Below are 20,869 nucleotides of genomic sequence, written 5' to 3'. Positions count from 1 at the left end.
TTACCGATAAACAGGTAACATTTACAGTGTTACTGTTATTAGAGTAACAAAAAAAGACGGGGAAGACCAACAGTACGATGGACCGATTTTTTAATGACAGGGGGATTGATGAATAAGACTCAATTCTCATTTTTTCATTCAAGTTAACATAACATATATTATCAATAGTTATAAGAATCTGTCTCATATTCAAGGTAAACTTAAGATAGTGAGACAAAACAAAAAAACACGGGATTAACCGTGTTTTCGACAATCATACGGACGTGTCCGTTCCAATCGATGAATCAAACGATCTAAGAAAATATGATGGCGGCGTTCGAGTTGCGTTATCCGTTCGAGCGGCAACCACGCGAAATCAAAGAAATCACCGCAATCCTGACCGTCACCAGCAACACAATGTGTCCAGCGATTCTCTTGGCATTCGATGTGTGCATGGTAGAAATACGTGTAATGGACCCGCATTCGCTCTGGGTACCGCATCTCTTCTTCGCCGACATACTGGACGGATGCTAACGAAAGACCACTTTCTTCAAGCGTCTCACGAACAGCCGCTTCTTTTGCGATTTCTGCATCTTCGATCGTACCTGCGGGGATCTGCCAATCACTCTCAGGAGCCGATTGTGGATGAAAAACAAGTAGTTCCCATCCGTTAGGTTTTTCCCGAGTGATATAGATTGCTACTTTTTCGCGACGTCTGAATTTCATCTTCATCACCTCTCCAAGGTCGGCAGATTGCACAACAAGCAGCTAAAGGGACGGTCCCGTAGCTGCTTGATCGATTGACGCTATAAGCAAAGCTGCGGAGACGCGTGACCCGACGCTTGATTGTGACGAATCGTGACCTGACTATTTCTTCTATTGTAGCCGTTATTGGTCGGTGTTTCAATTTGTAAACGATATTTCTCGTGATAAATCTCAAAATTCCGAGCATTCGTCTCAAAATCCCCCTCTCCTGCCCCGCTAGATGCAAAAAAGCTCCCCCGTTAATCGGAGGAGCTGTATTTTATCGTGTATACCAATCGAGCAATGGACCGAATTTATCTTCGTCATAGGCGAATGAACCGTTCGACAGGCGGTCGAGGAACGATAACGAGCCGATTTGGATCGCTTTCTCCTGCTCTTTCCCGCTGAGAACCAATTCTTTCGCTTGCGTGACGTCAATCAATGCAGCGACTTGGTGTGGTTTTGATTTCAAATCACGGAGCAACTGTAAGCCACGGAGCGCACGGCTTGAGACTTGGAACTGATCCGCGAGGCGCATCTTCTTCAAAGCACCCCGTTGCGTCAAGAGAACGATCTGTGGTGCTTCCTTAAAGCCAATTGCACCCGCGACAACATCCTGATCCTTCAGGTTGATCGCTTTGACACCGGCAGCCCGGACACCAACGACTGGGACGTCATCTTCCGTGAACCAGAGACCGAAGCCGTTCTGTGTCGCGAGGAACAAGTCGGTTTGACCCGTCGAGACCTGCGCATACAAGACTTCGTCGTCTGCCTTCAGACGGACGCCTTGGAGCGGTTTTGACTTCCGCTGGGCATTGTAGTCACTCAGTTTCGAGCGTTTAACCATCCCTTGACGGGTGACGAACAAGCAATGCTGTGCTTCATCGAACGAACGGACGAGATCCGCTGACAGAACCCGATCACCCGGTTCGAGTGGCACGAGGTTCGCGACGTGTTGACCGCCATCTTTCCATTTCGTATCCGGCAATTGGTGAACCGGAATCAGCAAGTAGTTGCCGCGAACGGTCCAGACGATCAAGTGATCGGTTGTCATCGCTTGTCCTTGGAGTAACGGGCGGTCCTGTTCCTTCAAGTCCGGCAAGTCGTTCGAGGCACCGAATGAACGGAGTGACGAGCGTTTGACATAGCCGTTTTTCGATAAGAAGACCATCGTTTCCTCGACAGCGATCATGACTTCCGTCTTCAGCTTCAGTTCTTCGACTTCCGCTTCGATCGTCGAACGACGTTTGTCTGCGACCTGTTCCTTCAAGACCGTCAATTCCTTGATGATGAGACGATTACGGGTCTTTTCATCGTTGAGGATCTTCTCGAGACGAGCAATTTCCTTCTCGAGTTTCGCCGCTTCTTCCTGCAACTCGACGATATCGGTATTCGTTAACCGGTACAGTTGGAGCATGACGACAGCTTCCGCTTGACGGTCCGTGAAGTTGAACCGCGCAATCAGCTTGTCCTTCGCATCCGCTTTGTTTGACGCAGAACGGATCAAGGCAAGTGTCTCATCGAGGACAGAGATCGCTGTCATTAAGGCAGAGACGACTTCCTGACGGCGTTTTGCTTGTTCGAGATCAAACGCTGTCCGGCGAATGACGACTTCCTTAACGTGTGCAAGGTAAGCATCGAGCAGCGTCAAGACGCCCATTTGCCGCGGTGTCCGCTCGTGGATTGCGACCATATTGTAGTTATAGGCAATTTGTAGATCCGTTTGTTTCAGGTAGAAGTGCAAGACACCTTCTGCGTCTGCTTCCTTCTTCAACTCGATGACGACACGTAACCCGTCGCGATCGGTCTCGTCACGAACTTCGGCAACCCCTTCGACCTTTTTATCGAGACGGAGTTCTTCCATCCGTTTGACAAGGTTCGCTTTGTTGACCTCATACGGCAGTTCGGTGATGACGATTTGTTGACGACCGCCACGCAGTGTCTCGATCGTTGAGCGCGAACGGATGATGACCTTACCACGTCCTGTTTCAAAGGCTTTCTTGATGCCATCAAGACCTTGGACGACACCACCGGTCGGGAAATCAGGCCCTTGCATATGCGTCAATAGATCATCAACGTTCTGGACCGTACCAGAGATCCGACCGATCGCAGCATCGAGGACTTCTCCCGCGTGGTGCGGTGGAATCTCGGTTGCGTAACCAGCTGAGATTCCTGTCGAACCGTTCATCAGCAAGTTCGGCAATAGTGACGGTAAGACAAGTGGTTCTTCTGTCGTATCATCGAAGTTGAGCGTGTAATCGACGGTCTGTTTGTTGATCCCGTCGAGAATCAGACTGGAGACTTTCGACAGGCGGGCTTCCGTATATCGCATCGCTGCCGCACTATCGCCGTCGATCGACCCGTTGTTTCCTTGCATATCAATCAACGGATAACGCAACTTCCACTCCTGGCTCAGACGAACCATCGCTTCATAGACCGACGAGTCACCGTGTGGGTGGTAGTTACCGATGACGACACCGACCGTTTTGGCTGATTTCCGGTAAGCGCGGTCAAACAGGTTGCCTTCCGTATGCATCGCATACAAGATACGGCGTTGGACCGGTTTCAGACCATCCCGGGCATCCGGTAAGGCACGATCTTGAATGATATATTTCGAATAACGACCAAACCGGTCGCCGACGACTTGCTCGAGCGACAGGTTCAGGATGTTTTGTAGATTAGACATGTTCGTTCACACTCTCTTTCGTCACGTGCTCGTTCTCGATGATCGAGAGGTCTTCTGCAAGACCGAAGGCGACATTGTCTTCGATCCACGTCCGGCGGTGTCCGACGTTATCGCCCATTAGGACAGATACGCGTTTTTCAGCAACCGCAGCATCGTCAATCGTGACCCGAATCAATGTCCGTGTCTCGGGATCCATCGTTGTTTCCCAGAGCTGCGGTGCATTCATCTCACCGAGTCCTTTGTAACGCTGAATCATATAGCCTTTACCGAACTTCTTCGTCGTTTTCTTGAGGGTTTCTTCGTCCCAGACGTATTCAAACTTCTCTGATTTGCCTTTTCCTTTTGAGACACGATAGAGCGGTGGTAAAGCAACGAAGACTTTCCCAGCGTCAATCAATGGGCGCATGTAGCGGAAGAAGAATGTCAGCAATAAGACTTGAATATGCGCGCCATCCGTATCGGCATCGGTCATGATGATGACTTTATCGAAATTACAATCCGATAAGTCGAAATCAGCGCCGACACCGCCGCCAATCGCATGAATGATTGTGTTGATTTCTTCATTCTTCATGATATCGGCCAGTTTCGCTTTCTCTGTGTTCAAGACCTTGCCACGCAGTGGAAGGATCGCTTGGAACGTCCGGTTCCGTCCTTGTTTCGCAGAACCACCAGCAGAGTCACCCTCGACGAGGAACAATTCGTTTTTGTCCGCGTTTTTCGAAGCCGCAGGTGTCAGTTTTCCGTTCAAGATACTTGAACGTTTCTTCTTTTTCCCGTTGCGTGCTTCTTCGCGCGCTTTGCGCGCTGCTTCACGAGCTTGCGCGGCGCGAATCGCTTTTTTGATCAAGAGCGTCGCCGTTTGCGGGTTCTCTTCCAAGTACGTCGAGAGACGACGGCTAATAACAGCATCACAGCTCGTCCGTGCTTCCGGTGAACCGAGTTTCGACTTTGTTTGTCCTTCGAACTGGAGGAATTCTTCCGGAATCCGGATCGAGACGATCATCGTCAACCCTTCACGGATGTCGTTTCCGTCAAGGTTCTTATCCTTTTCTTTCAAGAGCGTGTTCTTCCGGGCATATTCATTCATAACCCGGGTCATCGCGGTTTTCGCACCAACTTCGTGCGTGCCACCGTCGCGTGTCCGGACGTTATTGACGAATGAAAGAACGTTTTCCGAGTAGGCATCCGTGAACTGGAAGGCGATATCGACTTCGATCTCATTTTCTGTTCCTTCGAATGCGACTGTCGGATGAAGCGTATCTTTATCATCATTCAAGTACTGAACGAATTCACTGACACCATCTTGATACTGGAAGATATCCTGTTTATCGGACCGTTCGTCCGTCAACGTGATCTTCAGACCTTTTAGCAAGAAGGCGGATTCACGCAAGCGTTCTGCGAGCGTATCGTAGTTATACGTCAACGTACTGAAGATCGAGCCGTCTGGTTTGAAATAAACGCTCGTTCCTTTTTGACGCGTCGTACCCGTTTCAAGCAATGTCGTCTTCGGCATCCCGCCGTTTTCGAACGTTTGATCATATTGTTTCCCATCACGGAAGATCGTTACTTTCAAGTCCGTTGATAAGGCGTTAACAACTGACGCCCCAACGCCGTGCAAACCACCGGACGTCTTGTAACCGCCTTGACCGAACTTACCACCGGCATGTAACACAGTGAAGATGACTTCTGCTGTTGGTTTACCAGACGCATGCATCCCCGTCGGCATTCCGCGTCCATGGTCACGCACCGTAATCGCATTATCTTTATGAATCGTTACATCAATTTGTTCCCCGAATCCTGCAAGCGCCTCATCGATCGCGTTATCGACGATCTCGTAGACGAGATGGTGAAGTCCGCGGTGATCGGTTGAACCGATATACATACCTGGGCGCTTCCGGACTGCTTCGAGTCCTTCGAGCACCTGTATGGCATCATCATTGTAGTTATTTAAGTCTGTCGCCATTCATTTCACCTCAAAATTCAAAATTACGACGTCGTTTTTACAAACGTTCGTTCGTTATTTCGAGTAGTCTGTCTCTAATTGTAGGCATCTTCTTGCTTCCTGACAAGCATAACCTGTAAAGCGCATGAAAAAAGACACCTTCACGAACAGGTGAAGATGCCCACAATCGTGCGATAACTCACAGATATTGATGCTCAATCTTGATACAACGATTCTCAATATATGGAATGCCAGCACCGAGTGCAAGACTCTCTGCTTCGACACTCGATAGTCCGAGTTGATTCCAAATCATTCCGACATCACCATGAGCGACAGCATCTTTTGCAACATCCGCTAAAAACTCTGAGCGACGGAAGACATCAACGATATCGATGTGTCCTGGAATACTTGCGACGGTTGGATAGACCTTTTGACCGTTCCATTCGTTTAACGTCGGATTGACCGGAATGACTTCGTATCCATGCTGGACTAAGTAGTCAGCGATCCAGTTTGCTGTCTTTCCGGAATCACTCGAGACACCAACAACGGCAATTCGTTTTGCATCCTTCAAATATTGGCGTGCTTGTTGATCGGTAATCATCTAGAACTCCCCCTTATGAAAATAACTCTTGCCTAACAGTCTATACCCGAACCAAGATGAAGTATGCGAAATCGAGCACGTTTTCGACGTTTTTCAGAAATCGTCTTGAAATCAAATGAGTCGACCGATGGCCCGTCGAACAAGTTCTCGATGCAACTGAGAGCGAAATTGAATATTCATTATTTTTTGATGAATTAGTTTACATAATATTATTATTGTTGTTATACGCATTTTATTAGGTTAAAAACACTTAAATTCTCTATAAAATCTCACGTGCATCGAGTTGACCAATGACCCGTCTGGCACCTTGTCGATGCAACTGAGAGCTCCCTGTCTGACAATTTAACATTGCGTGAAATAACTATTTCACGCAAACAAGTGTCTGTTGTACCAACGTTTGATATACTACTACTAAAGGGGTGATTGTCGGATGAGTTTATTTAAAAATCTAGGAAAAACGATACATAAAACGACTGTTTCGGCTACAGCACCAGCGATTCCTGGTTATGAGCGGATGCCACGCTTCATTCAGTCCTATTTGGATCAATTGGCAGCCAAACATTTCTCGTTAGCAACGATGCGTCGGTACGTCTATGACTACGAAGCATTCTTTCAATTCGTTGCGGCAGCGTCTGGTGAAGAGGTAACCGCGCGAGATATTCCACTTGAAGCATTCGTTGAGATTGACGCAGCAGGGATCGAAGCGTACGCCGAATACCTCGCCTTAACAAAACAAAATGCACCAAGCGTCATCAATCGGAAATTATCAGCACTACAATCGTTATTCCGGTATTTGGTTGATACAGGTTTATTGTCGGAAAATCCAGTCGCTAAAGTCAATCGACCGAAACAAGCGAAGCGGGAACCGGTTTACCTAACGAAACGTGAATGGGACGAATTGATTCAATTATTACCATCAAACGTCGAGATGAACGCGCGTGAAGCATCGCATTATGAACGCGATCGTGTCCGCGACGTGACTTTATTCCAGTTACTTGGTTATAGTGGAATGCGTTTGAGTGAGATGACACAACTCGTCTGGAACGATGTCGATTTCCATGAAAATACGCTCCGCGTCATCGGAAAAGGCAATAAAGAACGCTTAATTCCACTCGCGAAACCAGCGCGGATCGCCTTGCGCAAATACGCGATTCATTATCAGATGCCAACGAGTGGCGCCGTACCCGTCTTTCAAAAACATGGAAAACCACTCAGTCCGCGAGCCGTCCAACACATTCTGCAACGGCATACCGAACGCCTAAAACCAGTTCTCCCCTTTTTAGAACGCAAAAAAATTACACCACATAAGTTGCGGCATACGTTTGCGACGCGGCTTGCGACCGGCGGTGTCGATGTACTGACGATTCAGCAATTGCTGGGTCATGAATCCGTCGCGACGACACAAGTCTATGCCCATATCGGTGATTCTGAGAAAAAACGCGCTGTCGATCTATTTGATGGTGAACGATAATTTTATTATGTCAACTAAAGGAGGGCTATCGTGAATTACGGACTTAGTGAACGCAAAATTAAACAAATGTCTGATGCCTATGCCTTTCGACGTGGTAAGAAATATGTCGCTGCTCGAAAGGTTACGTTGCACAATTACCGGATGGGCGACGAACTGATCGAGGCAAGCGTCGACGGTGAGGAACGATTCACAGTGACGGTCCGCGTTAAAGCACACGGTGTCGACGCTGGTTGCAACTGTCCGTCGCTTGCAATGGATACATCGTTTTGCGGACATATTGTCGCCGTTTTACTGGCAATGCATCATGTACAGGCACACGGGACACCGACCCCGCTATCGCCGCAAATCCGTCCCTTCACGGCAATTCAAGTCGATGACGCCGGTGCACGCAATTATTTGCGCAGTCTCACACCCGACCGTCGGGTGGCAATCCATTTTGAACTGACCGGACCCGTCGTCACGCTCAAGCGCTTGGCAGACAATCAGCAGCATCAGCTGTCCCTACCCTACTTCGATCGGTTACTGGGACAGACGCAGTATTTGCAACGGGTAGCGGATGTCTCGTTTAGCCCGGATTTACAAGAACGGATCGTTTCCGGAACACCGACCGTTAAGCTCCACCTCGACCGAACGGCTCAGGAAGTCGAAGTCCGCGTGATATTCGATTACGGTGGCATTCAACTCAACCCTTTAGACGAGACAATCTACGCGGGACGGGATCAAGTAACGGAGCAGAGTGTCTTACGCTTCTTACGAGAATTTCAAGCGACGGCTCAGGACTCACGCTACATCATCATGAGTGACGCCGCGCAGTATTCCTTTCTACGGAGTCTGCTCGACGAGCGGGTTGCACTCGGTCACTTAGAGTTATTCGCGACGCAAGCGATTCGGACGACATTACCGAAAGGACCATTTCATCCGCGGATCGACGTCGACGTGACGGACCGACTCGACTGGCTCGTCTTCAACTTTTCGATGGACGGGATTCCAGAAAATGAGTTGAAACGTGTCCTGAAGTCGCTCGTCTTACAAAAACGCTATCACCGCTTGAAATCCGGACAGTTCGTTTCCCTTGAGACACGTGCCTTCCGGCAGTTGCAACGGGTCCTCGCCCAGATGGAAGCAAGTGAACGAGACTTACGTGACGGGCGAATCGTCTTACCTGCCGTCCGGAACATGAAGCATCTGATCGGCGCCTCTGTCCTGCATCTGCATGCCGATTTGCTCGAGAAATGGCTCGAATTAAAATCGGGACAAGGAATCCGGCTCAAATTGCCGAATTCGTTAGAATCACGACTCTATCCGTATCAACGGACGGGCGTTCAATTTCTGAAGAATTTAGAGGCAACAGGGTGTCACGGGATTTTAGCCGATGAGATGGGGCTCGGGAAGACGATTCAAGCGATTGGTTATATAGCAACGATCCCTGAGTGTCGTGCACTCGTCGTCGCACCAGCGTCACTACTGCGCAACTGGGAGGCAGAACTGAAGCGCTTTTTACCCGATCGACCGGTTCATGTCGTGACAGGCTCTCAAGCCGTCCGACTCCGCGAACTGGAGCACTTACCTGAAGATACGGTGACGATCGTCTCCTATACAACGCTTCGAAGCGACGTCCGCCGCCATCCTATGTATGACGTCGTCTTTTTTGACGAAGCCCAGCACTTAAAGAACCCGCAGGCACAAACGGTCAGTCAACTGCGACATCTACAAGCAAAACGTCGGTTTGCCTTAACGGGAACGCCGCTCGAGAATCGTCCGCGTGATATCTGGTCGATCTTTCATGTCTTATTCCCGGAGTTACTCCCGGATTTAGCGACGTTTGAGAAGTGGTCGTTTGATGACATGCAACAGTTCATCCAACCGTTCTTATTGCGACGTGAGAAACAAGATGTCTTACAGGACTTACCGAAGAAACAGATCGAGCATCATTATGTTGAGCTCGGACCGAATCAAAAACGGTTATATGCGTCGTATCTCGCCAAACTGCAACTCGAGACGTTACAGCATTTAGACGAGACGAAACGCGAAGATCGCTTGAAGTTACTGGCTGGCTTAACGCGGTTACGACAAATTTGTAACGATCCGGGATTATTTGTCGAGGGGTATACGGGGGAAGCGACAAAACGAACGCGACTGCTGTCGTTGATTGCTGAAAAACGAGCGGCCGGGAAGCGGATTTTAATATTTTCGCAGTATACGCAGATGCTTGAACGTATTCGCTCGGATCTCGCACAACGTCACCTTCCCCACTTCCTCTTGACGGGTGAGACACCGCTTGAAGATCGGGTTGCATTATGCGATCGGTTCAATGATGGTGAAGTCGATCTCTTCTTGATTTCCCTTAAAGCTGGTGGAACGGGACTCAATCTCGCGTCCGCTGATACCGTCATTCTCTTTGATAGTTGGTGGAATCCGGCCGTCGAACAACAGGCAGCTGACCGTGCTCATCGTCTCGGACAACAGTCTGACGTGACGGTCATCAAATTGCTGACTCGCGGTACGATCGAAGAGAAAATGACAGAATTACAAGATCGAAAAGCACAAATGATTGATGCTGTCTTAACGGCACCGGACAGTGATGCTTTGACCGTTAAGGAACTCGTTCATCTCGTAACGACAAAGGAGGAACAACGGTGATCCTTGATCTCCTACTTGGTTATCTCATCGGCAGCATCCTTGGCGGGACACTTTGGAAGTACATCAGCCGCACTGATTTGGCACAAGTCGGCTCGGGAAACATCGGAGCCCGTAACGCCCATCGCGCCGGTGGGATTCCGGCCTTTTTATTCGTCTACTTGTTTGATGCTGCGAAGACAGTCCTTGCCTTGCATCTAACCGACGCGTTTTACCCCGTCGCTCTTGCCGTGCTCATCGGTCACTTGTTTCCGCTGTTTCATCCGCGAAGCGGTGGCAAAGGGTACGCTGTTTTTTCGGGAATCGTCTTTTCCATTACACCATGGGCATACCTAGGTGGATTAGGCATACTCGGACTTTCTTATCTCGTAACGAAAGATAGCGTCAAAGCGGGGCTGATTCCGGTTATTCTATTCCCATTACTACCAGTCTCCTTTAATGCGGGACCAATCAATATCTTGTGTACAGTCGCTGTGAGTCTACTTGTCCTATGGGCTCATGATGCACTTCACAAGCCAGTCATTACATAAGGAGGACGTCTCGATGATCGACTTTTCTATTGCAACTGCGGACGACGCGGAAGCAATCCATGAATTGAACTACCTCACCTTCACGGAAGAGATTCCGCAGCATCAACCGAACATCGAACGAAAGCGAATTGATCGTTTCCATGATCAGAACACTTACTTAATTGGTAAGGAAGACGATCGACTCGTTGCCATGATCGCCATTCGAACGAATCGTCCCTTTTCGCTTGAAGAAAAAGGCGTGACGTTAGATGAGACACTGACAGCCCCAGCAGAGATCCGCTTACTCAGCGTTCGACCAGAATACCGCAATAGCCGTACATTCATGCAACTGATGCGTTTTTTGATGGTTTTCTTAGAGCGGGAAACGATTGACTACGTCTATATCAGTGGGACGACACGAGAAGCGAAACTATATGCACGGTTCGGTTTCATACCATTTGCACCGACGCTCGGCAGTGGTGAAGCTCAATTCGTACCGATGTTGTTGTCGCGCGCGACATACGAACGCTCCGTCATCGCGGACGTCTTACGTCCTTTGCATTTTCTAGCGGGACCAGTCGAAGTCGCGCCGACAGTTCGCCAGGCGGCGCAACAAGCACCACGCCCACACCGAACAGCATCGATGCGACAACTTGATCGAGACTTACGAGGTCGTATGTGTCACTTGCTGGATCTTCCGCATGTCTCGATGGCTGTCGGTAGCGGTACCCTTGCGAACGATATCGTGGCGCAACAACTCAGCGGGCATGGGTTAATCCTAAACGGAGGTGAGTTTGGTCAACGCTTGATCGATCACGCGTCACGTGCCGGAAAGTCATTTGACATCCATCTACTTCCGCTTGGTCATCCAATCAACGTGGAACAACTTGCACATCAATTGAATGAGACGACGTATGACTGGGTCTGGTTAACGCATTGCGAGACGTCGACGGGTGTCCTCTATGACCTTGATGCAGTAAAAGAGTTGTTACCTCAACGAACTGAACTCGTCGTCGATGCGATCAGCGCCGTTGGGACTGGGCGTTTTTCATACGCTGGCTGCACTTTCGTCACGACCGTCTCTGGAAAAGCGATTGGGGGATTACCAGGTCTTGCGTTCATCGGGCACGTAGATAGCGTCTTACCTTCTCCCTCTATTCCACGTTATCTGGATCTCGGTCTCTATGCGGATGGGATTGCTTTTTCTGGGTCCTCGAATCTGTTGCTCGCTTGTCAGGCAGCACTGGATGCTCTCGATCTCGATCAAGCCGCAATCAAGATGACCTATCTTGAACAAGCCGTCCGCGCAACTGGCTTCCAACTGCTCGCGCAACAAGAAGCACAAGCACCAGGCATCCTAACGATCGTCCATCCGTCAGCAACTGATGTAGGCGATACTCTCCGGATTCAGGGTTATCATGTCCAATACGAAAGCGACTATCTTGTTCGCAATCAGTGGCTCCAAATTTCGACGATGGGACAGACGACGATGCGGCAAATTGAACGTCTCGTTCGTGTTTTAGTCCGTGAAAATCAACGAATCACCATAAAAAACGAAAAAAACGAAAGACCTCTCAACCCTTGATTTCAAGGGGTTTTGAGGTCTTTCGACTTTAAAAAAATAAAAAAAGATGTTTAAGGTTTTAAAACTTAGGGGTATAAACTCACTAGCACCGCATCAAACCGGTGACTTACTCACACATGTTTCTCAATATCAGCGTAATGACCTGGGAGAGAAATGCAAAGTCACGAAAGCGTCAGATTCAAGAGAGTCTGAAACCGATTGTCTTAGCATACTTAAATTGTTCAGGACTTGTCCTGCTCCAGCATTCATTACCTTTTGAGGGCTATACCAAATTCAAGGGGGAAATGAACATGTCAGTTAAATTAACAGCCGAAAAACGCGAGGTACGTCCACGCTCACTCCGTAAACAATTACGTCATGAAGGAAAAGCTCTTGGTGTCGTGTATGGTTACAAAGTGGAAAGTACACCAATCGCATTTGAAGAAAAAGAATTGCTTAAAATCGTCCGAGAAAACGGTGAGAACGTCTTGATTTCACTTAAACTCGACGGTAAAAACATCAACGTCTTGATTAACCGTCGTGACATGGATGTCTTCACACCAACCGTCGATCACGTTGAATTCATCGCTGTGAAAATGGATGAAGAAACAGAAGTGGAAGCAGACGTTGTACTCGTTGGAGAAGCAGCCGGTGCAAAAGTTGGCGGATTCCTCTCACAAACACTCTTTAAAGTAACAGTTGCAGCTACACCAGATAAATTACCAGAGAACGTCGAAGTTGACGTCACGAACCTCGAAATCGGAGATTCGATCTCTGTAGCCGATCTTCCAGAGCAAAAAGATTTCCGTATCGTCACTGAAGGCGACATTCAAGTCGCAGCAGTCGTTGAGTCGACACTTGAGCAAGAGCTTGAAGAAATCGAAGAAGCAGAAGCTGAGGCACAAGCTGAAGCTGGCGCAGACAACGAAGCGGAAGCACCAGAAGAGTCTTCAGAAGAAACAAAAGAAGACAACGAAGACAACAAATAAGTTCTTCAACGATACGCCTCTCGTGGCGTATCGTTTTTTTGTGTCTTGACAATAGACAGAAGATTGCCTAAAGTGAACAGCGTATCAACTATTCACTATATCCACTAGGGGAGCCCATTGGCTGAGACGATTCACTTCGGACCCTTCGAACCTGATCTAGTTCATACTAGCGTAGGAAAGTGGAGCGATCACATCCAATGACTCCTGCTGCGCGCAGTTTTTCTGAGGACCGCTCTCTTTTTTACGGAGGGCGGTCTTTTTTGTTGTCTCCCCCATTCTAAGGAGGACGTATCTAATGCAACACTGGAAAATGAAAGAAATCATGGTCATGATGATGCTCGCCGTCGCTTGCGGTGTCATCTATCTCGGTTGGTCGACACTGTGGTTACCGATGTCTGCGATCTTCGGTCCCGTCGGTGCTAACTGGATGTTCGGAATTTGGATCATCGCAAGTCCACTTGTCGCAGCGATCATCCAAAAGCCAGGAGCCGCTTTAATTGCGGAAGTCGTCGCGGCAGCCGTTGAGCTGTTCACGGGGAGTCACTTCGGTTTATCGGCACTGTTAATTGGTGTCTGCCAAGGTCTTGGTGCGGAACTCGTCTTTGCGATGACGCGTTACCGTCGTTATGACGCATGGACACTGATGTTGTCTGGTGTCGGAGCAGCCGTCGGAAGTATCGTCTACAGTCTGATTGCAAACGGATTCAGTTATTATACGACGACGACGTTACTCGCGACGATTGGCTTACAATTGATCAGCGGTGCGTTACTTGGGGGCTTACTCGCATGGATTCTCGTCCGTCGCCTCGTTGCGACTGGTGTGTTAAGTGGTTTTGCAGCCGGACGTGCGAAACGGGAAGTCGCATGATTACTGTCGACGACCTCAGCATCCGCTATCCGGGTCAGATGAAATCGGTGCTCGATCATGTATCGCTGACGATCGAACAAGGAACGACCCTTTTGCTTGGACGCAGTGGGAGTGGCAAGACGACACTGCTTCATGCCCTAGCCGGACTGACACCGGAGACGATTGAAGTCGAACAGACTGGTACCGTTACCCGGTCCGGTTCGGTCGGAGTCTTATTTCAAAATCCAGAAGAACAGTTCTGCATGGAAACGATCGGACGCGAAATCGCTTTTAGTTTAGAAAACCGGTCGATTCCAAGTGCGGAGATGGAGGAACGAATTGAACGCTTACTCGCACTCGTCGGTCTCCCTCTCCCCTTCTCGACACCGATCGCGAGTCTATCCGGGGGGATGAAACAGCGCCTCGCGCTCGCCGCAGTCCTAGCACTCGAACCAACCATTCTACTGCTCGATGAACCAACGGCGCAGATTGATCCAATCGGGCAACACGAACTGATGGCATTGATCTTTCAAATCCAGAAAGAACACGATTTAACGATCGTCTTAATCGAGCACCAACTCGATGTCTGTTTACCGTATGTCGACCAAGTCGTCTTACTTGAAGACGGAGCGATTACCGAGACAGCGCATCCACGGGATCTGTTCCCGCATGCCTACGTGCGGCTTCAAGCGAAAGGCATCGCCGTTCCGTCGCTCTTTCCTTATACAATCGAGACATTACCAGCTGGACCACAAGCGGCACGACTTTTTGCGCCTCCCCCTGTCGTTACAGCAGGAACTCCCTTGTTGCACGTTTCTGAATTGTCGACAAAAGCACCTTATCCGCTGACCCGTGCGACGTTTTCACTTCAAACGGGTGAATGGGTCATGGTACTTGGAGCAAATGGTTCCGGAAAAAGTACGCTACTCGCGACACTCGGTCGGTTGCTACCTCAGCGCGGAACGTATCAATTCCGCAATCGTCCGGCTCACCGGTATTCCAAGCGTCGTTTTTACGAACAAGTCGGCTACATCTTTCAACAACCGGATCTGCAGTTTCTCAAGCTGACAGTCGAAGCGGAAATCGACTGGAGTCACCGGGTAGCGACGAGCGACGAACGGAAGGCGTTACTCGATCGCTTGGAACTGACATCTGTCAAACAACAATCGCCGCTTGCTCTCAGTACCGGGCAACAAAGACGGCTCAGTGTCGCAACGATGCTCGGACAGGCGAAAGATTTGTTATTACTTGATGAGCCGACCTTCGGACAGGACGGATTGACGACCGAGCGTCTCATCGAGCAATTGCAAACGGAACAACAGCATGGGACGACGCTCGTCATGGCAACGCATGATATGGAGCTCGTCGCCCGTTACGCCCATCGTGTTCTCGTCATGGAGCAAGGACGTATCGTTTTTGATGGTCGTCCGAACGAATTGTTCGCTGATATTGCCTTACTTACGCGCTGTCAGCTCCAACGTCCGCTTTGTTACCAACGTCAGGAGGTGCATCACATTGCAAACGAACGCATCCCTGTTCGCTAAGCTCAATCCTGTCATCAAAGGAAGCGGATTATTTTTGATCATGTTTGCCCTGATTGCAACAACCGATTGGGTCAAGACGCTCGTGTTCCTTGGATTGGCAATTGGTTTGTTACTTCTGTCCGGCTGGGGTCCCATCGATTTCTTGAAACGGCTCGCGCCTTACAGTTTGTTGTTCGTGCTGACATTCTGGATGATGGCTGCTTTCGGTAAAGGAACAGACACCATCTGGTCATTCGGTTGGTTCCATGTCACGACAGAGAGCACCATGCATGGCTGGTTGCTCGCCTTACGAATGGCAGCGTTCGTCTGCTTGAGCCTCGCCTTCGTCACAACGACTGATGCGACACAGTTTGTAATGAGCTTAATTCATCAGACGAAGTTATCGCCCCGCTTCGCCTATGGCTTTCTCGCTGGGATCCGCTTTCTTCCGCAATTAATCGAAGAGGTGCGAGTCTTACGACAAGTCCGGATGATCCGCAACGTTCACAGTCGCTTCCCAGGTGACGCCTTTCTGTCGATCGGTTTACCTCTCTTTACACGTTCAATCCAGCGAGCAGAACGGATGGCCATCGCCATGGAAGCACGGCACTTCTCAGCAGAGCGGACGTATTATGAAATTCCGGAGGTTAGTCGTCGGGATATCATGTATCTACTCGCCATCGTGTCGTTCATTTGTCTCATCTTTTTGCTATGATTACCACCACCCGTATCCGGGTACACTTTAGCAAGACAGACTGAAGGAGAACGACATGAAACGAATCATCTTGATTGGTGCAGGTCATGCCCATCTGCATTGCATTACAGAGGGACCAACAGAAGACGTCGAGTGGTTGATCTTGAACGCATCGACGTATCAATACTACTCGGGTATGTACTCAGGACTTGCTGACGGAACATACGATATCGATGAAATTCGTGTCGACGTTGCCGCTTTATGTCATGCCCATGATAAACAATTCATAGAAGAGACTGTCGTAAAGATTGATCCTGTTGAAAAAGTTGTCTTCGGTGCATCTGGCAGACACTACACGTATGATGTCGCTTCAACGAACATTGGCTCGTTTGACTGGACAGAAGATACGACGCGTTTATCGATCAAGCCGAATTATCGCTTACCGGATACATTAAAGCGTCTGCAACAAGCAAAGTGTCCGGTCGTCATTGGAAGCGGCGCAGCTGCCGTCGAGATGGCAGCGTCCTTGAAAGCAGCGGGTGTACCGATCACTCTGATCACGGATCCAGAGTTACTTTCAGGACATCCATCAGCAAAAGCTGTTTCACGACGGTTAATAGAACTCGATGTGTACTGGATTCGGGAACGACCACTGAACGAGGTGTCTCCTCTTCACTTTTCACATCACTCACCAATTAATTCGGATGCGATCATCCGCTTAACGGGTGCCAAAGCACCGGCATTATTTGCAGGTAGCAATCTTTACACGGAAGACGGATTCCTACTCGTCAATGAACAGTTGCAAGCGCTCGATCATCCGGGTCTATTTGCAGCGGGTGACGCAGCAACACTTGTCTCCTATCCCGAGATTCCGAAAAATGGCGTCACAGCGGTCCGGCAAGCTCCGATATTACTTAAAAATCTTCTTCACTTCTTACAGGAGGAACCACTTCAGTCGTATCGTCCTCAGAAACACTATTTAACGATTTTATCGATGGGACCACGTCATGCGGTTTCCCTGTATGGCAAATATTTCTCAATTCATCCGTTCGGTTGGTACCTCAAGCGCTGGATTGATCAACGGTTCATGCGGAAGTATCGTTCTTAAAAGTATGCGCCGGCGCACACTTTTTTATGCAAAAAACAAGCAATGGACACTGTCCACTGCTTGTTTTTGGATTAGACCGTTTGGTTTCCTTTGACATACGACAGCAACGTCTCGTTGAACTTGTCTTGTTCGTCGAGCAACATCCCGTGCCCACTCTCTTCGAAGACTTCGAGTCGTGCATGTGGAATTTCCTTTTGCATTTCTTCCGCGAACTCGAACGGACAAACTTGGTCTTTTTTACCGTGGATGATCAACGTATCGACTTTGATGTTCCCGAGTTTTCCACGTAAGTCTTCATCACGTAATGCAATTGCTGACTGAATCGTACCGTGTGACGAAGCGGCAATGCTAAGACCATGGAACCATTGTTGGAGTGGTTCTGGATGTTCCTTCGCAAAGAAGATTTCCCCGAATCCTTTGAGCATCGACGGACGATCTTGTTTCGTGTCGGCAATCAATGCATCAACTTCTTCTTTTGTCATCCCGTATGGATAGCCGTCGCGTTGTGTAAAGACAGGGGCTGCGGCTCCGGCGAGAACAAGCTTGCTGACTTTTGAATCCCCGTATTGCAAGAGATAGGACAAGGCAATTCCTCCTCCCATCGAGAAACCGAGCAACGTGACATTCGATAATTTCAGCTGTTCGATGACTTCATTGATATCGGACGCCATCGTCTTATAATCGTATCCCGTTGCTGGTGCATCTGATTTGCCATAACCACGATAATCGATCCCAACGTAACGGTACCCTTCTTCGACGAGCAGATTCTTTTGATACTCGAACATGTTGTTGTTTGCAGGCCAGCCGTGTAAAAAGACGACCGGTTGACCCGATCCGACATCCTCGACGTAAATCTTCGTGCCATCAACTGATTGAATGAATGTACCCATCATAAAACCCCCATAGTAATAGATTGACCGTGCATGCATCTATTATTCCCGAGTCAAGAGATGTCAAACATCTTGATGCTAAAGTATTATAGAAAATTCTGTCTATTCTAGAAATTATGGTAAAATATAGTCACTAGGATAAAGGAGGTTTTCCATGAGACGCTATATACATACCGGTATTCTCGCAGGCGTAGTCCTACTTGCCGGATGCGGTAAAGAACAATACTTAGATCTTACATACGATGCCAATTACTGGGGCGGTATTTCGACTACCTTTGATGGTCAAGAGATACCGGATATCCCGAAAAAACAAACTGCTGCTTTGTTGAAGGGTTGTCAGCAAAAATCTGACATGAAGCGCTTACCTGACCGATACGTGCAACACGAAGGATTCGATTTGTATTTCCTACCTGCAAATATCCAAGGGCGTGAGTTCCAACACGCTCGTTTCCTATCAGACGAAAAAAAAGACTATCTGGCATGTCAGCCGATACGCCATGCGGATTATGCGGTCCATCAGATTAAACGAAGTGATTATCCATTCGTCGATTGGTCAAAACAACCGGTTAAAGCTAAATTGACGATTGTCCGCTTTAAACCTGTACCAAAAAAAGTAATGGATCAGCAAAAACAGGAGAATGAAGAAAGTAAGCAATCGAAAGAGATGGGACATTACCTCTTCCCGTCCTACCAGCTGTCCTTACCACCGGAAGGTCAATTCGTTCTTTTCATGAAAGACAAAAGTAAGGACGACGAACAAACACTTTTTGAGACGACCGAATCCCTATCCGGTTCCGAATTGAATTTAGCTTTTCGTGTCATTCCGAATAGTGGTTTGCAGCACACATCAATCGAACTAATGACCAGTGGTGATCGTATCGGAATTCCATCCGTCATTCAAGATCATGTGATGGGGCAATCGTATCAAATCGAACGAAAACAACTTCCTGATACACTTTCAGTGGGACAGACGGTTCCTTTTGCGACTGTTCGGAAGAAAGAAGAAGGCAAAATCATTCAGGAAACATCGATTTATATGCGTCTCAATCCGACTTACGAAAAACCCGCGAATTACAAATACGTATTCTTTGATACATCGCCAACCAGCTATGTCGGTTTTATCCATCAATCACCGAAACAGCTCGTCGAGAGCGATTATAAGTTTGTCTCGGCAATACCGGATAAATTAGCGAAAAAAATCGCTCAGGAATTAAAAGAGACCGACGTCATGGAGCCACAGGGCACGAAACTAAATCAGAAAAAATTAACATTGATGCGCCAAGGAAAAAGCCAAACGTTCGAGCTATTTGAACGCAAACGCGCCAAAAAGCTTGAAATCTATGTCGTTAAACCAGGATCAAAGAACGGTGCGAAGCTGTCGGGTACGACAAGTGAAGCACTCAGTGAGGTGCTTAACAAATGAACAAACGTTACTGGATCGGACTCACACTTGGAGCAACACTAGCATTAAGCGGTTGCCAAAGTGACGCCCCAAATTTTAAATGGGATTACTTATCGCAAATGTATGACGGAGGGCAATTCAACGAAAAAGAATCTCGCACCTTGTCAGCTAAAGAACGAACTGTCATCCAAAAAACGTGCGCGTCTAAAGTGAGCGATGCACCTACCGATTACGCTGTCGGCGATATCTATTCCGTCATGATGACGAATCCGTTCGAGGATTATGAAGGTCAAACCGTTCGTTACGTGAAAGCTGGAAAAAAGACGTATTTATATTGTCAGACATCGTTTAAAGGCGGGTACTATCCATTACCAAAGAAAGACGATGTCTTCAAGAAGACTGCTCTGACTCCACAGCGGAAGAAATTTAATATGAAGCCTACTGTATTAAAAAAAGACGACTGGTTTAATCCTGATGAGACGATCGCAGATCATTCTGCTCGAACATTAGAACTTCCAGGATCAGGTTACCTAGTCATCGAGGCGACGGATGTCACAAAAAAAGAGGCACGGACGACGACTTTTGCGTACGCGAATTCTCTGACACCGTTCACCCGTGATGTCAATCTCTATCTCGTCTACAATCAACAATTCGGTTCGACATACGACGTTTCGGTTCGAATACCACAGTTGTATGGTGGACGGCGTGCGGAACACCCGATCCATTCAATGAAACATCCAGGAAAGGTCCGGTTCATTCCGGGTGACGGAACACCCGAGCATTATGGAACGGTCATCGCAACGGAGAAAAACGGACGCGAATTCCGCTACGAATTATCGATTCGACACACGACTGAACAACCACCTGAACTCCAAGAACCGAATCAAACAACAGATGATCTTGTTGTGGATAATGAAGAAATGACGTTGATCCATCAAAGACAGTTCTCGCATGTCCGTTTTGAAGAAGATGATCAAGGAAATCGTATTTCGGAGAAAGGTCTCGATTGGGACCATATGATCATGATGACCAGTGATGAATCCGGGAAATTAAAAAAAGCAATCAAGACAAGTGAACAGGCTGACGTACGAGGAAAACGGGCGAAGTGGAAATACTTGACATTCCGAGATGGAGTGAAAGGACAACAATACGAAGTTTATCTCGATAAGCGTGTCAAAAAGACCGATGTTTATTTAAAAGATCCGAAGCGTGACGTGTCGATTCACCTATCGGCGACAGGTCGTGACATCCTCCTTGCTTTGTTCGAGCAATACGAAAAATGA

Annotated in this window: 16 protein-coding genes and 1 riboswitch; of the genes, 11 read left to right on the top strand and 5 right to left on the bottom strand. The window is 48.3% G+C overall.

Features of this window, described 5'->3' with window-relative positions:
• Window positions 1–234: 234 nt before the first annotated feature.
• The 4 genes from ACV3PA_RS10455 to ACV3PA_RS10440 form a co-directional block, all read right to left on the bottom strand.
• Window positions 235–705, bottom strand: coding sequence for an NUDIX domain-containing protein (locus ACV3PA_RS10455; RefSeq protein WP_235504877.1), 471 nt, complete (start codon window positions 703–705; stop codon window positions 235–237).
• 298 nt (window positions 706–1,003) lie between these two features.
• On the bottom strand, window positions 1,004–3,409 hold the full coding sequence (gene parC / locus ACV3PA_RS10450) for a DNA topoisomerase IV subunit A (protein ID WP_456124629.1): 2,406 nt from the start codon (window positions 3,407–3,409) through the stop codon (window positions 1,004–1,006).
• On the bottom strand, window positions 3,402–5,372 hold the full coding sequence (gene parE / locus ACV3PA_RS10445; protein WP_456124628.1) for a DNA topoisomerase IV subunit B: 1,971 nt from the start codon (window positions 5,370–5,372) through the stop codon (window positions 3,402–3,404). Before parE ends, parC begins: the two co-directional genes overlap by 8 nt.
• A 178-nt stretch (window positions 5,373–5,550) precedes the next feature.
• Window positions 5,551–5,952 carry a CoA-binding protein gene (locus tag ACV3PA_RS10440; protein ID WP_238236129.1) on the bottom strand — a complete coding sequence of 134 codons (402 nt, stop codon included), beginning with the start codon at window positions 5,950–5,952 and terminating at the stop codon, window positions 5,551–5,553.
• Between the two features lie 430 nt (window positions 5,953–6,382).
• Here ACV3PA_RS10440 and ACV3PA_RS10435 point away from each other — a divergent pair, with 430 nt between their 5' ends.
• The 9 genes from ACV3PA_RS10435 to ACV3PA_RS10395 all read left to right on the top strand — a co-directional run bounded on the left by ACV3PA_RS10435 (window position 6,383) and on the right by ACV3PA_RS10395 (window position 17,294).
• Window positions 6,383–7,423: a tyrosine-type recombinase/integrase gene (locus ACV3PA_RS10435; protein WP_456124627.1), complete on the top strand. Its 1,041-nt coding sequence runs from the start codon at window positions 6,383–6,385 to the stop codon at window positions 7,421–7,423.
• Window positions 7,424–7,453: 30 nt separating this feature from the next.
• On the top strand, window positions 7,454–10,063 hold the full coding sequence (locus ACV3PA_RS10430; RefSeq protein ID WP_456124626.1) for a DEAD/DEAH box helicase: 2,610 nt from the start codon (window positions 7,454–7,456) through the stop codon (window positions 10,061–10,063).
• Window positions 10,060–10,590: a glycerol-3-phosphate acyltransferase gene (locus tag ACV3PA_RS10425; protein ID WP_456124625.1), complete on the top strand. Its 531-nt coding sequence runs from the start codon at window positions 10,060–10,062 to the stop codon at window positions 10,588–10,590. The genes ACV3PA_RS10430 and ACV3PA_RS10425 overlap by 4 nt, the downstream gene beginning before the upstream one ends.
• A gap of 13 nt (window positions 10,591–10,603) precedes the next feature.
• Complete coding sequence (locus tag ACV3PA_RS10420) at window positions 10,604–12,154, top strand: GNAT family N-acetyltransferase (RefSeq protein WP_456124624.1); 1,551 nt, start codon at window positions 10,604–10,606, stop codon at window positions 12,152–12,154.
• Window positions 12,155–12,444: 290 nt separating this feature from the next.
• Window positions 12,445–13,122 carry a 50S ribosomal protein L25/general stress protein Ctc gene (locus ACV3PA_RS10415; protein ID WP_456124623.1) on the top strand — a complete coding sequence of 226 codons (678 nt, stop codon included), beginning with the start codon at window positions 12,445–12,447 and terminating at the stop codon, window positions 13,120–13,122.
• Window positions 13,123–13,218: 96 nt separating this feature from the next.
• A riboswitch (TPP riboswitch) is annotated at window positions 13,219–13,317 on the top strand.
• A 100-nt stretch (window positions 13,318–13,417) separates the two neighbouring features.
• Window positions 13,418–13,990 carry an ECF transporter S component gene (locus ACV3PA_RS10410; RefSeq protein WP_456124622.1) on the top strand — a complete coding sequence of 191 codons (573 nt, stop codon included), beginning with the start codon at window positions 13,418–13,420 and terminating at the stop codon, window positions 13,988–13,990.
• Window positions 13,987–15,513 (top strand): ABC transporter ATP-binding protein, encoded by a 1,527-nt coding sequence (locus tag ACV3PA_RS10405; protein ID WP_456124621.1) that lies wholly within the window; start codon window positions 13,987–13,989, stop codon window positions 15,511–15,513. The genes ACV3PA_RS10410 and ACV3PA_RS10405 overlap by 4 nt, the downstream gene beginning before the upstream one ends.
• Window positions 15,485–16,207: an energy-coupling factor transporter transmembrane component T family protein gene (locus ACV3PA_RS10400; RefSeq protein ID WP_456124620.1), complete on the top strand. Its 723-nt coding sequence runs from the start codon at window positions 15,485–15,487 to the stop codon at window positions 16,205–16,207. Before ACV3PA_RS10405 ends, ACV3PA_RS10400 begins: the two co-directional genes overlap by 29 nt.
• Before the next feature lie 55 nt (window positions 16,208–16,262).
• On the top strand, window positions 16,263–17,294 hold the full coding sequence (locus ACV3PA_RS10395) for an NAD(P)/FAD-dependent oxidoreductase (RefSeq protein WP_456124619.1): 1,032 nt from the start codon (window positions 16,263–16,265) through the stop codon (window positions 17,292–17,294).
• A 71-nt stretch (window positions 17,295–17,365) separates the two neighbouring features.
• Here the strand turns inward: ACV3PA_RS10395 and ACV3PA_RS10390 are convergent, their stop codons facing one another.
• On the bottom strand, window positions 17,366–18,184 hold the full coding sequence (locus tag ACV3PA_RS10390; RefSeq protein ID WP_456124618.1) for an alpha/beta fold hydrolase: 819 nt from the start codon (window positions 18,182–18,184) through the stop codon (window positions 17,366–17,368).
• A gap of 154 nt (window positions 18,185–18,338) precedes the next feature.
• On the opposite strand from ACV3PA_RS10390, the gene ACV3PA_RS10385 reads away from it, so the two are divergent.
• On the top strand, window positions 18,339–19,607 hold the full coding sequence (locus ACV3PA_RS10385; protein ID WP_456124617.1) for a hypothetical protein: 1,269 nt from the start codon (window positions 18,339–18,341) through the stop codon (window positions 19,605–19,607).
• Window positions 19,604–20,869 carry a hypothetical protein gene (locus tag ACV3PA_RS10380; protein WP_456124616.1) on the top strand — a complete coding sequence of 422 codons (1,266 nt, stop codon included), beginning with the start codon at window positions 19,604–19,606 and terminating at the stop codon, window positions 20,867–20,869. Before ACV3PA_RS10385 ends, ACV3PA_RS10380 begins: the two co-directional genes overlap by 4 nt.

This window comes from Exiguobacterium sp. EA-TM-5, from assembly GCF_053878415.1.
Note: the sequence above shows the minus strand (reverse complement) of the source record. Positions and strands in the feature narration are given on the sequence as shown.

Coding starts and splice junctions, on each gene's coding strand:
- ACV3PA_RS10455 (WP_235504877.1), bottom strand. CDS start 705: ATGAAATTCAGACGTCGCGAAAAAGTAGCAATCTATATCACTCGGGAA.
- parC (WP_456124629.1), bottom strand. CDS start 3,409: ATGTCTAATCTACAAAACATCCTGAACCTGTCGCTCGAGCAAGTCGTC.
- parE (WP_456124628.1), bottom strand. CDS start 5,372: ATGGCGACAGACTTAAATAACTACAATGATGATGCCATACAGGTGCTC.
- ACV3PA_RS10440 (WP_238236129.1), bottom strand. CDS start 5,952: ATGATTACCGATCAACAAGCACGCCAATATTTGAAGGATGCAAAACGA.
- ACV3PA_RS10435 (WP_456124627.1), top strand. CDS start 6,383: ATGAGTTTATTTAAAAATCTAGGAAAAACGATACATAAAACGACTGTT.
- ACV3PA_RS10420 (WP_456124624.1), top strand. CDS start 10,604: ATGATCGACTTTTCTATTGCAACTGCGGACGACGCGGAAGCAATCCAT.
- ACV3PA_RS10415 (WP_456124623.1), top strand. CDS start 12,445: ATGTCAGTTAAATTAACAGCCGAAAAACGCGAGGTACGTCCACGCTCA.
- ACV3PA_RS10410 (WP_456124622.1), top strand. CDS start 13,418: ATGCAACACTGGAAAATGAAAGAAATCATGGTCATGATGATGCTCGCC.
- ACV3PA_RS10405 (WP_456124621.1), top strand. CDS start 13,987: ATGATTACTGTCGACGACCTCAGCATCCGCTATCCGGGTCAGATGAAA.
- ACV3PA_RS10395 (WP_456124619.1), top strand. CDS start 16,263: ATGAAACGAATCATCTTGATTGGTGCAGGTCATGCCCATCTGCATTGC.
- ACV3PA_RS10390 (WP_456124618.1), bottom strand. CDS start 18,184: ATGGGTACATTCATTCAATCAGTTGATGGCACGAAGATTTACGTCGAG.
- ACV3PA_RS10385 (WP_456124617.1), top strand. CDS start 18,339: ATGAGACGCTATATACATACCGGTATTCTCGCAGGCGTAGTCCTACTT.
- ACV3PA_RS10380 (WP_456124616.1), top strand. CDS start 19,604: ATGAACAAACGTTACTGGATCGGACTCACACTTGGAGCAACACTAGCA.